The sequence below is a fragment of the Streptomyces sp. NPDC002520 genome, assembly GCF_053595235.1.
The window spans coordinates 1-13,389 of the sequence record NZ_JBSFXG010000031.1 but is presented as its reverse complement, the minus strand read 5'-3'; the positions used below and the strand labels follow the sequence as shown (position 1 = coordinate 13,389).

Genomic DNA, 13,389 nt, shown 5'->3' with positions numbered 1-13,389 from the left:
GCTCGCCGTGGATCGCGTCGCGGCGTTCAGATGGCGTGGGGTCATGTGTCCGCCGGTTCGGATGGTGTGAGCGGTGCAGGTGCTTCAAGTGCAACTGGAGATCCGGCCCGATCCCGCGGAGGTCGGGCGAGCCAGGAGGTGGGCGCGCTCCCGGCTCGCCGGTCTGGGCATAGCGGCCGACGAGCCGCTCGCCGAGACCCTGATCCTGCTCGTCTCCGAGCTGGTGACCAACGCGGTGGTGCACACCGGACGCCCGGCCGTGCTGCGGCTCTCCCTGCCCGGCGGGGCGGCCGATCCGGCTCCCTCGGGCGGCGGAACACCCCTGGCGGCTCCGGGCGGAACACCCCTGGCCGCTCCGGGGTCTTCGGCCTCTTCGGGTGCCGAGGCGTCCCCGGCCCCCGCGGCCGCCGGTGTCTCGGTCACCGTGCGGCTGGAGGTCGCCGACAGCAGCTCCCGGGCACCCGTGCCCCGCTGCGTCGGCGGTGAGGCCACGGGCGGCCGGGGTCTGGCCCTCGTCGACTGTCTCGCCGACCGCTGGGGCTGGAGTCCCGAGGGCGCCGGCAAGAGCATCTGGTGCGAACTGGACCGCTGTTCGCAGCCCCGGGAGGGCGCGGCGGTGGCGTACGGGGGCGGTCCGGTCGCGTACGAGGGTCTCGCGTTCGAGGCGGTGTAGGCCCCGGGGCAGCGGTGCGCCGGGTGTGCGTCCGGCGGTGCGCCGGGGGTGCATCCGTGCGCGGCTCCGGCGAAGAGGGCATTCGTGAGGAATCGCCGTACCGGCGTTGACGCCGCGTGACCGTTTCCACACGCTGGTGGACGACGATTCGCCGCGAGGGGACGGCGAGGGCGCGGGTGACGGCGGTCCTCGTCGAGTGTGGGTCGCACCGGTTGGCGGCGCCATGCGGACGCACGGGGAGGTGCGCCGCCAACCGGAGTTGGTCAACCGCTCTGTACGACGCGGCGATCGGGCTTCACAGGACGGCGATCGGTGCCACCGGTGTGCCCGTCGCGCCGACGAACGGCTCCGGCATCGCCGACAGCAGGAACGCGTACCGCCCTTCTTCTCCACAGGCTGTGGACAACTCTTCGAGATTCCAGTTCTGTCCCTGGAGCATCCCCATCTCCACCAGGTCCAGGGCGTGCACCGGCAACCAGAGATTGTCGATCTCGGGCGGAAAGATCTCAAAAGTGAGCGTGTCGTTCGCGACCGCGGCCACGTCGCGCGCGTGGAACCACTCCGGGCAGCGCACCGACAGCCCCGGCGACGGATAGCCGTACCCGTGCTTGTCCCCGGCCAGATAGACCTGCACCTGCCCGGTCCGCACCAGGACCACGTCCCCTGCCCGCACCCGTACCCCGCCGAACTCCTCGGCCGCCTCCAGGTCCTCCGGCGTGACCGCCTGCCCGCCCGCCAGCCGGTCCACGCCCCGCGCGCGGGCCACGTCCAGCAGCACCCCGCGCGAGACGACGTGCCGCGCCTTGTCGATCCCGCCGAACTCGGCACCGCCGTGCGCGGTGACCGTGTGCGCCGGGCGGCCGTTGTAGAGCTTCCCGGAGTGCGAGACATGGGTCAGCGCGTCCCAGTGGGTGCCGGCCTGGAGTCCCATGGTCACCGCGTCGTCGCTGCACGCCACCGTGCCCGGACCGAACAGCTCCTGGTTGATCTGCACCATCGTGTGCAGCGGGTTGACCCGGCCCGGGATCATCCCGGTCTGCACGCCGTCCTGCTGGAGAGGGAGGGCGAGCGGGACCCGCCGGCCCGTGCGGACGCAGGCCGCGGCCTCGCGGACGACCTCGTCCGTGATCAGGTTCAGGGTGCCGATCTCGTCGTCGGCCCCCCATCGCCCCCAGTTGTTCACGCGCTCGGCGATCTCGTGGAACGAGGGGTGAAGGGTCGGTAGTGACATCCGGTGCCTCCCCGGGGGTTGTGTCCGCGCGTCCGACGCGCCATAAAATCTAACGGTCCGTCAGAAACCGCGGGAAGGGGCCGGACGTGGGGAACTTCTTGGCAGGCAAGGTCGTCGCCGTGACCGGCGCCGGCCGGGGCATCGGGCGCGCGGTCGCCCTCGGGGCGGCCGCCGCGGGCGCGAAGGTCGTCGTCAACGACTACGGGGTGTCCACCGACGGCACCTCGCCCACCAGCGAGATCGCCGACGCCGTCGTCAAGGAGATCGAGGCGGCGGGCGGCGAGGCGGTCGCGGTGGCCGACGACATCTCCACGATGAGCGGCGGACAGCGGGTCGTCGACGTCGCCCTGTCGTCGTACGGGCGCCTCGACGGAGTGGTGTGCGTCGCAGGGATCCTGCGCGAACGCATGCTGTTCAACATGGCCGAGGAGGAGTGGGACCCGGTCGTCGCCACCCACCTCAAGGGCACGTTCACCGTCTTCCGGGCCGCGTCGGCGGTGATGCGCAAGCAGCGCACGGGCACGCTGATCGGCTTCACCAGCGGCAACCACCAGGGATCCGTGTCGCAGGCCAACTACAGCGCGGCCAAGGGCGGGATCATCTCGCTCGTCCGCAGCGCGGCGCTCGGGCTGCACAAGTACGGGGTGAGCGCGAACGCGGTGGCCCCCGTGGCCCGTACGCGGATGTCGGCGAACGTGCCGATGGAGCTGACGGAGATCGGGGAGCCCGAGGACGTGGCGGCCCTGGTGGTCTACCTGCTCTCCGAACGGGCCCGCGAGGAGCACATCACCGGGCAGGTCTACACGATCGCCGGCCCGAAGATCGCGGTGTGGGCCCAGCCGCGGGAGCTGCGGGCCGCGTATGCCTCCGGCGGGTGGACGCCGGAGACGATCGCGGAGTTCCTGCCGGGGTCGGTCGGTGTGGATCCGATGCCGATGCTGGCCCACCTGTCGGCGATGGAGGGTGCGGCGCGGGAGGGGGCACGGCCCAACGCGTAGGAGCTCGGTGGGCGTTGTGGGCTTTCGGGCGCGGGTTGGTTGTGGTTTCTCGCGCCCACGCGGCGGAAGCCGCACATCGGCACAGCCCCGTGCCCCTGGGCTGGTTGGACACGTCGGCGTTCGAGGGAGAGCCGTGGATTTCGAGTTCACCGCTGAGGACGATGCCTTTCGGGACGAGGTTCGTACCTGGTTGGAGACCAACGTCAACCGGGCTACGGACAAGCGCACATGGGAGCGGATCCTCGGCAAGGCCGGCTGGATCGGGCTCGGCTGGCCCGAGGCCGGGTACGGCAACCGCACCGCCACGCTCACTCAGCAGGTCGCCTGGGCCGAGGAGTACGCGCGGTCGGGGGCGCCGGCGCGGTCCGGGCACATCGGGGAGAAGCTTCTTGCCCCCACCCTCATCGCCCACGGCACGGACGAGCAGAAGCGGCGCTTCCTGCCGCCCGTCGCGGCCGGTGAGGAACTGTGGTGCCAGGGGTACAGCGAACCGGGCGCCGGGTCGGATCTGGCCGGGGTGCGTACGGCGGCGGTGCGGGAGGGTGAGTTCTACCGGATCACCGGGCAGAAGATCTGGACCTCTCTGGCCCACGAGGCCGACTGGTGCTTCGTGCTCGCCCGTACCGAGGAGGGGTCGCGGCGGCACCACGGGCTGAGCTTCCTGCTCGTGCCCATGGACCAGCCCGGACACATCGACGTACGCCCCATCCGGCAGTTGACCGGCACGAGCGACTTCAACGAGGTCTTCTTCGACGGGGCACGCGCACGCGTGGAGCACGTCGTCGGGGGAGAGGGGCAGGGGTGGCGGGTGGCGATGAGCCTGCTCGGCTTCGAGAGGGGCGTGTCGACGCTCGCGCAACAGATCGGGTTCGCCGAGGAGTTGGCGGGGGTCGTACGGACGGCCGTACGGACGGGCGCGGTCCACGACCCTGTCGTACGGGACCGGCTGGTGCGGCAGTGGGCCGAACTGAGGGTCATGCGGTGGAACGCGCTGCGCACCCTCGGCGGCTCCGGCGACCCGGGTGCGCCCAGCGCGGCCAAGCTGCTGTGGGCGAACTGGCACCAGAGGCTGGGGGAGCTGGCCGTTCAGGTGCGGGGCGCGGAGGCCTCCGTCGGGCCCGGTGACTGGTCGCCGTCGGCGCCGTACGAACTCGACGCGGACCAGCGGATGTTCCTCTTCTCCCGGGCCGACACCATCTACGGCGGCTCGGACCAGGTGCAGCGCACGATCATCGCCGAGCGGGTGCTCGGTCTGCCGAGAGAGCCGAAGGGGGCCGTGTGATGCGCGGTGTGGTGTTCGACGGCAAGCGGGTCGAGGTCGTGGACGACCTGGCGATACGGGATCCCGGGCCCGGCGAGGTGCTGGTGGCGGTCTCGGCGGCCGGGCTGTGCCACAGCGACCTGTCCGTGGTGGACGGGACGATCCCCTTCCCGGTGCCCGTGGTGCTGGGGCACGAGGGGGCCGGGGTGGTGGAGGCGGTCGGTGCCGGGGTCACGCATGTCGCGGCCGGTGACCATGTGGCACTGTCCACGCTCGCCAACTGCGGGACGTGCGCGGACTGCGACCGGGGCCGGCCGACGATGTGCCGGCGGGCCATCGGCCGCCCCGGCAGGCCCTTCACCCGGGGAGACCGGGCGATCCACCAGTTCGCGAGCAACTCCGCCTTCGCGGAGCGCACGGTCGTCAAGGCCGTGCAGGCGGTGCGGATCCCGAAGGACGTCCCGCTGTCGTCGGCCGCGCTGATCGGCTGCGGGGTGCTGACCGGCGTCGGCGCCGTCCTCAACCGGGCCCGGGTGGACCGGGGTGACAGCGTGGTCGTCATCGGCACCGGCGGGATCGGCCTGAACGTCCTCCAGGGCGCGCGGCTCGCGGGCGCCCTGCGGATCGTGGCCGTGGACGCCAACCCGGCGAAGGAGGAGGCGGCCCGGCGGTTCGGCGCGACCGACTTCCTGACCTCGACGCAGGGGGTGCGGGACCTGCTGCCCACGGGCGCCGACCACGTCTTCGAGTGCGTCGGCCGGGTGGAGCTGGTCCGTGAGGCGATCGACCTGCTCGACCGGCACGGCCAGGCCGTCCTGCTCGGAATGCCGAGGGCGGACGCCGAGGCCTCCTTCGTCGTCTCCTCGATGTTCCTCGACAAGGCGATCCTCGGCTGCCGCTACGGTTCCTCCCGCCCCCAGCACGACATCCCCCGCTACGCCGGCCTGTACCGCCAGGGGCGCCTGCTCCTCGACGAACTGGTCTCGGCGACCTACCCGGTCGAGGACTTCGCGAAGGCGAGGTCCGACGCGGAGGCGGGGCGGGTGGCGAGGGCGGTGCTCACGTTCTGAGAGCCGGGGGCCGTTGGACGACGGTTGGCTCCGACGACGGTGGTCGGCCTCGCTGTGACGGCTCTAGAGTGCGGCCATGGGGAGGCGCAGGGTCCGTCGCATGGTGGTGGGCGGCATCGCGTACGGCTGGTGTTTCGGGCACCGGCACGATCGTGTGCGGGGGTATCCCGGGTGCACGAGTTCGGTGACGCTGTGGCGTCCCGGAAGCCGGGCCTGCCTGAGTCTGGTTTTCCGGCCGGCGTCCGACCGGGTCATCGCCGACGGCTACTTCGACGAGGGCGCGGTGGTGCGCATGCCGGACCGGGAGTGCCTGAATCTCCATGAGCCCGGCAACGTAAGGGCGTTGCTGGACGAGGCCCTGGTCCGTGGACTGTTCCCCGCGGCGGGAACGGTGGAAGTGGACGGCTGGCCCCTGTTCGACGCGGTACGACCGCAGGATCCGCCGGACCCGCTCTAGCAGTTGACGTCGACGTCGTCGAAGAGGGTGAGCATCCGGCCGAGGACGCGGACGCAGGCGTCGACGTCGGCCGGGGTGAGATCGGCCGCCGCCTCGCGGAGCAGTGCGTGCTCGCGGGCGACGGTGGTCTCGATCGCCGTGCGGCCGGTGTCGGTGAGCCGGATCAGGGACGAGCGGGCGTGTGCGGGGTTCGGTACGGCCTCGACCAGGCCGCCGGACGCGGCGTCGTTGACCATGCGCTGGACGAACTGGCGGCTGATCGACTGGGCCCGGCCCATCTGGGGGACGGTCATCGGGCCGTGTTCGCGCAGCAGATCGAGCACCGCGCGGACGCCCACGGACAGGCCCTGTCGTGCGGCGTCCTGTTCGATCTTCCGCTGGACCCGCCGGTAGAGCGGTCCGACCAGGGCGAAGACCTCCATCAGTCGTGGGCCTGCTTCGTCGGGGGGCAGCGGGTTGTCTCCATCGCTCACACGTCGATGATAAATGACAACTGAGTTGTCATGACCGTCCATGCATGACAACCTGGTTGTCATGAGTGAAGCTTTCAGCCTCCGCTTCTTCGCGTCCTCCGACGGCGACCTCGCCTACCGTGACACCGGTGGCACGGGCGCCCCCGTCGTACTGCTGCACGCCGGCTTCGTCGACCACACCATGTGGGACGAGCAGATCCCGGTCCTCGCGCGGGAGTTCCGCGTCATCGCGCCGGACGCCCGCGGCCACGGGCGGTCCGCCAACGCGAGTCGCCCCTTCCGTCAGGCCGACGACCTCGCCGAGCTGCTCCACCACCTGGGCACGGGCCCAGCCGTCCTCGTGGGCATCTCCATGGGCGCGATGATCGCCGTCGGGACCGCGCTGGAACACCCCGATCTGGTCCGGGCGCTGGTCGTCTCGGGCGGCGGCACGGACGAGTCCGAGTTCACCGAGCCCTGGTCCCGGCAGGCCCAGGCGACGCAGTTCCAGGCGCTGGCCGCCGGGGACATCGAGGCCTGGCAGGACGCGAGCGACGTCTGGGTGCACGGCCCGGAGCGCCCGCGGGACGCCGTCCGCCCGGAGGTCTACGCCCGCCTGCGCGCGATGCGCCTGCGCACCATCGGCAAGCACACGCTCGACGAGCCCAGTCACCTCGTCCCGGTCGAGAACCTCGCCGCCCGCGCCGGCCGGATCGCCGTCCCCGTGCTCGCCCTCGACGGCGCACTGGACGCACCCGAACTCCGGGCCATGGCCGTGTCCGTCGCGCGCGCGGCACCGCGAGGCCGGACGACCGTGATCGACGGCGCCGCGCACTTCCCCAACCTCGACCGCCCCGAGGAGTACACCCGCGTCGTCACCGACTTCGTCCGCAGCGTGGACCGGGAGCCGTCAGCCCGCCCGTGAGGGGCCTCGGCCGGTGCCGCTCCCGGTTGTGCCGCGAGGCCGTCCCTAGACCGCCCCGCCCACCCCCGTCCTGAACGTCCGCCGGTACGCCGTCGGGGTCACCCCGAGGGCCTGCTGCAGGTGCTGGCGCATCGACTGGGGGGTGCCGAAGCCCGCGTCGCGGGCGATCCGGTCGACCGAGAGGTCGGTGGACTCCAGGAGGTGGCGGGCGCGTTCGACGCGCTGCTGGGCGAGCCACTGGCCGGGGCTGATGCCGACCTCCTCACGGAAGCGGCGGGTGAAGGTGCGTACCGACATGGCCTCCTGCTCGGCCATGTCCCGCAGCTGGATCGGCTCGTGCAGCCGGCCGAGCGCCCAGGCGCGGGCCGCGGTGGTCGTGGCCAACTGCGGGTCGGGGACCGGACGGTGGATGTACTGGGCCTGGCCGCCGTCGCGGTGGGGCGGTACGACCGTGCGGCGGGCCACCTCGTTGGCGACGGCCGCGCCGTGGTCGCGGCGCACCATATGGAGGCACAGGTCGATCCCGGCGGCGACCCCGGCCGAGGTCAGAACGTCGCCGTCGTCGATGAACAGCACGTCCGCGTCCACCTCGACCTTCGGGAACATCCGCTGGAGATGCCCGGCGTGCCACCAGTGCGTGGTCGCCGGGCGTCCGTCGACGAGGCCGGCGGCGGCGAGGACGTACACGCCGATGCAGATGGAGGCGAGGCGGGTGCCGGGGCGGACGAGGGCCAGGGCGGCGGCCAGCTCGTCGGTGAGCCTGCCCTCCTCGTAGACCGGGCCGAGTTCGTACGACGACGGGACGATCACCGTGTCGGCCGTGGCCAGGGCCTCCGGGCCGTTCGGGACGTGCAGGCAGAAGTCGGCGTCCGTCGCGACCGGGCCGGGCGGGCGAACCGAGCACGTCACCACCTCGTACAGCGGTCGGCCCTCGGCATCCCTGGCACCGCCGAAGATCCGGTGCGGTATGCCCAGCTCGAAGGGGATCAGGCCGTCCAGTGCCAGGACGACGACGCGGTGCGGGCGGAACTCCTCGCCGACAGTCATGGCCCGATCCTAGCCAACACTGTCCTTCGGGCCACTCGATGCGGAGGAACGCACCACGCACTCTTGTCGACGTGACTCAGACAACCGAAGCCGCAGCCCCGGCCCACGCCCCGCCCGCCCCGCGTCGCCGCGTGCACCGTGCCTGGTTCGTCGCCGCCGTCACCTTCGTCACGATCATCGGCGCGGCGGCCTTCCGCTCGCTGCCCGGCCTGTTCATCGACCCGCTGCACCAGGAGTTCGGCTGGTCGCGGGGCACGATCGGCGCGGCCGTCTCCGTCAACCTCGCGCTCTACGGGCTCACCGCACCCTTCGCGGCCGCCCTGATGGACCGTTTCGGCATCCGCCGCGTGGTAGCCGTCGCGCTGACCGTGATCGCGCTCGGCTCGGGCCTGACGGTGTGGATGACGACGGCCTGGCAGCTGATGCTGTGCTGGGGCCTGCTGGTGGGCCTGGGCTCGGGCTCCATGGCGCTGGCCTTCGCCGCGACGGTCACCAACCGCTGGTTCACCGAGCGACGCGGCCTGGTCAGCGGCATCCTGACCGCGGGCTCCGCCTCCGGCCAGCTGATCTTCCTGCCGCTGCTGTCCTGGATGGTCGAGACGTACGACTGGCGTCCGGCCGCCGTCACGGTCTCCCTCGCGGCCCTCGCCGTCGTGCCGTTCGTCTGGCTGCTGCTGCGCGACCACCCCGCCGACGTGGGTCTCGCGCCGTACGGGGCGACGGAGTTCGTGCCGAAGCCGGCACCGGTCACCGGCGCCGCCCGCCGCGCCCTCACGGTCCTCGGCTCCGCCGTCCGGACGGGCCCCTTCTGGCTGCTCGCCGGCACCTTCGCGATCTGCGGCGCCTCCACCAACGGCCTGGTCCAGACCCACTTCGTGCCCGCCGAGCACGACCACGGCATGCCCGTCACGACGGCGGCCTCGCTGCTCGCGGTCATCGGCGTGTTCGACGTCGTCGGCACGATCGCCTCCGGCTGGTTCACCGACCGCTTCGAACCGCGCCGCCTGCTCGCCGTCTACTACGCCCTGCGCGGCATCTCGCTCCTGTTCCTGCCGATGCTGCTGGGCCCGTCGATCCACCCGCCGATGATCTTCTTCATCGTCTTCTACGGCCTCGACTGGGTCGCCACCGTCCCGCCCACCCTCGCCCTGTGCCGCGAGCAGTACGGCGAGGACAGCGCCATCGTCTTCGGCTGGGTGCTCGCCTCCCACCAGGTCGGCGCGGCCGTCGTCGCCTACCTCGGCGGTGTCGCCCGCGACGTCTTCGGCTCGTACGACATGGTCTGGTACGCCTCCGGCACCCTGTGCGCGGCGGCCGCCCTGATGGCCCTGGTGATCCGGCGCCGCCCGGCGGCCCCGGCACCGGCCCTGTCCCTGTCCTGACCGCGCGGCCGTCCTGCCGTCATCCGGTCCTGACCGCGCGGCCGGACCCGCCGGGTCCGGTCAGGCGCCGTCGAGCCGGGTGAACCGGCCCCGGTGGAAGACCAGCGGATCCGCCGCCTCCGAGGCACCGAGGGCGGCCACCCGGCCCACGACGATGAGGTGGTCGCCGCCGGTGTGCACGGCGTGGACCGCGCAGTCGACCCAGGCGGCGGCACCGGCCAGTCGCGGGGCCCCGGAGAAGGGCGCCGCGTCGTGGTCGACGCCCGTGAACTTGTCCGCGCCGCTCACCGCGAAGGCCCGGCACAGCGGGCCCTGCCCGGCGCTGAGCACGTTGACGCAGAAGACGCCCGCGCGGGCGATGCGCGGCCAGGTCGTCGAGGTGCGGCCCACCAGGAAGCAGACCAGGGGCGGGTCGAGGGAGAGGGAGGAGAAGGACTGGCAGGCGAAGCCGGCCGGGGAGTCCTCGCCCTCGGCGGCCGGCGCGGTGATCACCGTCACGCCGGACGCGAAGGTCCCGAGCACGCTGCGGAACAGCGCCTGATCCACCGGCGCCCGCTCGTCGTCCCGGACACAGCGCAACTCCGGGCGCGGCAGCGCCTCCACGGGCCCCCGTACCGGAGCCGATCCGAGGTAACGGACGGCGGCCGCTGCCGCCCCTGCGTGTCCCATCACCCCTCCATTGAAGCTGACGGACCGTCAGATGGGAAGAGGACGGACAACGGCCGAAAACGTGCGCGTACCCTGCGGCAGCGCGGACGACCCCGAACTGTTCGTCCTCCTCGGCGACCCGGACGCGGGGTCCCTGCGGATCCTCAAACGGGCCGGCTGACCGGCCTCACCGCCCCCGGAACTCCGGGCTCCTGCGTTCCACGAAGGCTCGCAATCCTTCCCGCGCGTCCTCGCTCGTCATGTTGATCTCCTGGGCGGCGGCCTCCGCGGCGAAGGCGGTGGTGCGGTCGCTGTCGAGGGAGGTGTTCACCAGGTGCTTGGTCAGGGCGAGGGAGCGGGTCGGGCCGGTCGCCAGGCGGGTGGCCCACTCCCGGGCGGTCTTCTCCAGCTCGCCGTCCGGGACGACCCGGTTGACCAGCCCCAGCCGCTGCGCCTCCGCCGCCGGGACCGCGTCACCGAAGAACATCAGCTCCTTGGCCCGCTGCGGCCCGACCAGCCGGGGCAGCAGGTAGGCGCCGCCGCCGTCCGGGACGAGCCCGCGCCGCACGAACACCTCGATGAAGCGGGCCGACTCGGCCGCCAGCACCAGATCGCAGGCGAGCGCGAGATGCGCGCCGAGCCCCGCCGCCGTCCCGTTCACCGCCGCGAGCACCGGCTTCTCGCAGTCCAGTACGGCGCCGGTGAGCCGCTGGGCGCCCACGCGCAGCACGCGGGCCACGTCACCGGCGACCCGCTCCCCGCCGCCTCCGCCCCCGCCGCCCCGCAGGTCCGCGCCCGCGCAGAAGCCGCGCCCGGTTCCGGTGAGGACGACGGCCCGCACGTCCGGGTCCGCCGATGCCTCCTCCAGCAGCCCGATCAGCCGGTCCCGCATCGCGGGGGTGAGGGCGTTGAGGGACTCGGGCCGGTCCAGGGTGACGTACGAGACCTGCTCGCGGACCTCGTGCCCGATGCCGATCACCTTGCCGCTCACCGGCACATCACCAGCGCGTCCAGCGCGACCGCGCCCTGCCCCCGAGGCAGCACCATCACCGGGTTGATGTCCAACTCGGCGATCCGCGAGCCCAGTTCGAGTGCCATGCGCTCCACCCGCAGCACGACCTCCACCAGCGCGTCCACATCGGCGGGCGGCCGCCCCCGGACCCCGTCCAGCAGGGCCCGGCCGCGCAGCTCCGCGAGCATGTCGCGGGCCTGGTCCTCGCCGAACGGTGGCACGCGCACGGCGGCGTCGCGCAGCACCTCCACCAGCACCCCGCCGAGCCCCACGGTCACCGTGGGCCCGAACAGCTCGTCGTGCGTGACCCCGACGACCATCTCCACGCCCGCCTCGACCATCTGGCACACGAGGACGCCGTCCAGCGCGACGCCCTCGTAGCGGGCGATGTCGGTCAGCTCGCGGTAGGCGTCCCGGACCTGGCTGGCCGAGGTCAGGCCGATCTTGACCAGGCCGAGTTCGGTCTTGTGGGCGATGTGGGCGCCGGACGCCTTCATCACCACCGGATAGCCCACCTGCGCGGCCGCGCGCACGGCCGCCGCCGCGCTGGTCACCAGCTGCTCACGCGGCACCCGGATGCCGTAGGCGCGCAGCAGTTGCTTGGCCGCGTGCTCGCTGAGCTGCTGTCCGGGCCGCATCAGGGCCTCGGCCTTGCGGAGCGAGGGGGAGGGGGTGCGCGGGGCGTCGTCGAAGGGGGAGCGGTAGTCGCTGGCGAAGCGGTGGTGGTCGAGCCAGGCGCGCACGGCGGTCAGGCAGTTGCCGACGGTCCGGAAGGTCGCCACCCGTGCGGAACCGAGCAGCACCTCGCGGTACGCCGGCTCGGTGCCGACCGGCGACCCCCACACCACGCACACCAGCTTGTCCGTCTCCTCGGCCGCCTCGACCAGGTCCTTCACGAGCTGGTCGCTGAGCGGCGGGAAGGGCCCGGTGACCGGGCAGATCAGCACCCCGACCTCCGGGTCGGCGAGGATCGCGTCGATGATCTTCCGGCCGCGCCAGTCGCCCACCGGATGCCCGCCGTTGTCCACCGGGTTGGCCACGCTCAGGTACTCGGGTATCCACTGGTGCAGCTCGGCCTGCTTCGCCCCGGACAGCGTCGGCAGCCGCAGCCCCGCCGCGCAGGCGAGGTCGGCGACGTGCGCGCCGGTCCCGCCGGAGATGGAGCAGACGACGACCCCGTCGGCCAGGGGAGCCCGCGCCCGCGCCAACAGGGCGGCGGTGTCCTGGAGTTCGTCGAGACCGTCGACGCGCACCACCCCGTACTGCCGCATGGCGGCGTCCACCACGTCGTCGGCGCCGGTCAGCTTGCCGGTGTGCGAGGCGGCCGTACGGGCCCCGGCCTCGGTGCGGCCCACCTTCACCGCGACCACCGGTACTCCGCGGCGGGCCGCGCGGTCGGCGGCCAGCAGAAAGGCCCGGCCGTCCTTCAGGCCCTCCACGTACGCGGCGACGGCGCCGACCTCGGGCTGCTCGGCGAACCAGGACAGGAAGTCGGAGGTCTCCAGGTCGGCCTCGTTGCCGGTCGGCGCCCAGTGGGAGAGCCGGATGCCCAGCTCCTGGAGGGCGAAGACGGGCCGGCCCTGATGCCCGGACTGGGTGATCAGCGCGATGGCCGGCCCGTCCAGGTCGTCCCGGAACCGCTCGAAGGCGTTCAGGTTGGTGTTCGGCCCGAGCAGCCGCAGCCCCGACCGCCGTACCGCCTCGGCCAGCCGCTCCTGCGCCGCCGCGCCCTCCTCGCCGGTCTCGGCGAACCCGGAGGCGAAGGCGACGGCGAACTTCACCTTCGCCTCGGCCAGTTCCTCGATCACCGGCAGCGGATCGGCCACCAGCAGCACGGCCAGGTCGACCTGTTCGGGCAGGTCGGCGACCGAGGGGCGGCAGGGTAGGCCGAACACCTCCGCGCGTGACGGGTGCACCGGATGCACCCGGGCCCCCACCCGCTCGGCCCAGGCCAGCAGTTGCCGGGTGATCCCGGTGTTGGGCCGCCCTTCGGTGTCCGAGGCGCCGATGACGGCGACCGACTCGGGCCGGAAGAACCGCGCCAGATCGGGTACGTCCCTGTGCAGCGGTCGCCCGCTGACGTCGAGGTCGGTCCCGCCGGCCCCGCCTTCCATGGAGTCGGCCCGGCCGTGCACGGCCGGGGCGCGGCCCAGCGCGCCCGCCGCGATGTACCCCGCCCCCCCCGGGTCGGTGGGGTTGGTGGCGTGGGGTTTTGAAAACAAAGTTGACCCCC

At 72.9% G+C, this 13,389-nt stretch carries 13 protein-coding genes; 7 read left to right on the top strand and 6 right to left on the bottom strand.

Features of this window, described 5'->3' with window-relative positions; genetic code table 11:
* The first annotated feature begins 88 nt into the window (after nucleotides 1–88).
* Nucleotides 89–673 (top strand): ATP-binding protein, encoded by a 585-nt coding sequence (locus tag ACWD5D_RS32740; protein WP_451376414.1) that lies wholly within the window; start codon nucleotides 89–91, stop codon nucleotides 671–673.
* 295 nt (nucleotides 674–968) lie between these two features.
* On the opposite strand, the gene ACWD5D_RS32735 is transcribed toward ACWD5D_RS32740, so the two are convergent.
* Nucleotides 969–1,904, bottom strand: coding sequence for a cyclase family protein (locus tag ACWD5D_RS32735; RefSeq protein ID WP_451376413.1), 936 nt, complete (start codon nucleotides 1,902–1,904; stop codon nucleotides 969–971).
* A gap of 86 nt (nucleotides 1,905–1,990) precedes the next feature.
* On the opposite strand from ACWD5D_RS32735, the gene ACWD5D_RS32730 reads away from it, so the two are divergent.
* The 4 genes from ACWD5D_RS32730 (at nucleotide 1,991) to ACWD5D_RS32715 (ending at nucleotide 5,690) form a co-directional block, all read left to right on the top strand.
* Nucleotides 1,991–2,902 (top strand): SDR family NAD(P)-dependent oxidoreductase, encoded by a 912-nt coding sequence (locus ACWD5D_RS32730; RefSeq protein ID WP_451376412.1) that lies wholly within the window; start codon nucleotides 1,991–1,993, stop codon nucleotides 2,900–2,902.
* A gap of 133 nt (nucleotides 2,903–3,035) precedes the next feature.
* Nucleotides 3,036–4,184: an acyl-CoA dehydrogenase family protein gene (locus tag ACWD5D_RS32725; protein WP_451376411.1), complete on the top strand. Its 1,149-nt coding sequence runs from the start codon at nucleotides 3,036–3,038 to the stop codon at nucleotides 4,182–4,184.
* A complete protein-coding gene (locus ACWD5D_RS32720; protein WP_451376410.1) occupies nucleotides 4,184–5,233 on the top strand; it encodes a Zn-dependent alcohol dehydrogenase in 1,050 nt (349 codons plus the stop codon). The genes ACWD5D_RS32725 and ACWD5D_RS32720 overlap by 1 nt, the downstream gene beginning before the upstream one ends.
* Nucleotides 5,234–5,309: 76 nt before the next feature.
* A complete protein-coding gene (locus ACWD5D_RS32715) occupies nucleotides 5,310–5,690 on the top strand; it encodes a hypothetical protein (protein ID WP_451376409.1) in 381 nt (126 codons plus the stop codon).
* Here ACWD5D_RS32715 and ACWD5D_RS32710 read toward each other — a convergent pair.
* A complete protein-coding gene (locus ACWD5D_RS32710) occupies nucleotides 5,687–6,112 on the bottom strand; it encodes a MarR family winged helix-turn-helix transcriptional regulator (RefSeq protein WP_451376489.1) in 426 nt (141 codons plus the stop codon). The two genes, ACWD5D_RS32715 and ACWD5D_RS32710, sit on opposite strands and share 4 nt — an antisense overlap.
* 112 nt (nucleotides 6,113–6,224) lie before the next feature.
* Here ACWD5D_RS32710 and ACWD5D_RS32705 point away from each other — a divergent pair, with 112 nt between their 5' ends.
* A complete protein-coding gene (locus ACWD5D_RS32705; RefSeq protein ID WP_451376408.1) occupies nucleotides 6,225–7,067 on the top strand; it encodes an alpha/beta fold hydrolase in 843 nt (280 codons plus the stop codon).
* 45 nt (nucleotides 7,068–7,112) lie between these two features.
* Here the strand turns inward: ACWD5D_RS32705 and ACWD5D_RS32700 are convergent, their stop codons facing one another.
* Entirely contained in the window at nucleotides 7,113–8,114 is a 1,002-nt protein-coding gene (locus ACWD5D_RS32700) for a GlxA family transcriptional regulator (protein ID WP_451376407.1), read from the bottom strand.
* Nucleotides 8,115–8,185: 71 nt separating this feature from the next.
* On the opposite strand from ACWD5D_RS32700, the gene ACWD5D_RS32695 reads away from it, so the two are divergent.
* Nucleotides 8,186–9,496, top strand: coding sequence for an MFS transporter (locus ACWD5D_RS32695; protein WP_451376406.1), 1,311 nt, complete (start codon nucleotides 8,186–8,188; stop codon nucleotides 9,494–9,496).
* Between the two features lie 60 nt (nucleotides 9,497–9,556).
* On the opposite strand, the gene ACWD5D_RS32690 is transcribed toward ACWD5D_RS32695, so the two are convergent.
* The 3 genes from ACWD5D_RS32690 to ACWD5D_RS32680 all read right to left on the bottom strand — a co-directional run bounded on the left by ACWD5D_RS32690 (nucleotide 9,557) and on the right by ACWD5D_RS32680 (nucleotide 13,378).
* A complete protein-coding gene (locus ACWD5D_RS32690; RefSeq protein WP_451376405.1) occupies nucleotides 9,557–10,165 on the bottom strand; it encodes a flavin reductase family protein in 609 nt (202 codons plus the stop codon).
* A gap of 166 nt (nucleotides 10,166–10,331) precedes the next feature.
* Complete coding sequence (locus tag ACWD5D_RS32685) at nucleotides 10,332–11,141, bottom strand: enoyl-CoA hydratase/isomerase family protein (RefSeq protein WP_451376404.1); 810 nt, start codon at nucleotides 11,139–11,141, stop codon at nucleotides 10,332–10,334.
* On the bottom strand, nucleotides 11,132–13,378 hold the full coding sequence (locus ACWD5D_RS32680) for an acetate--CoA ligase family protein (protein ID WP_451376403.1): 2,247 nt from the start codon (nucleotides 13,376–13,378) through the stop codon (nucleotides 11,132–11,134). Before ACWD5D_RS32680 ends, ACWD5D_RS32685 begins: the two co-directional genes overlap by 10 nt.
* Nucleotides 13,379–13,389: the final 11 nt, after the last annotated feature.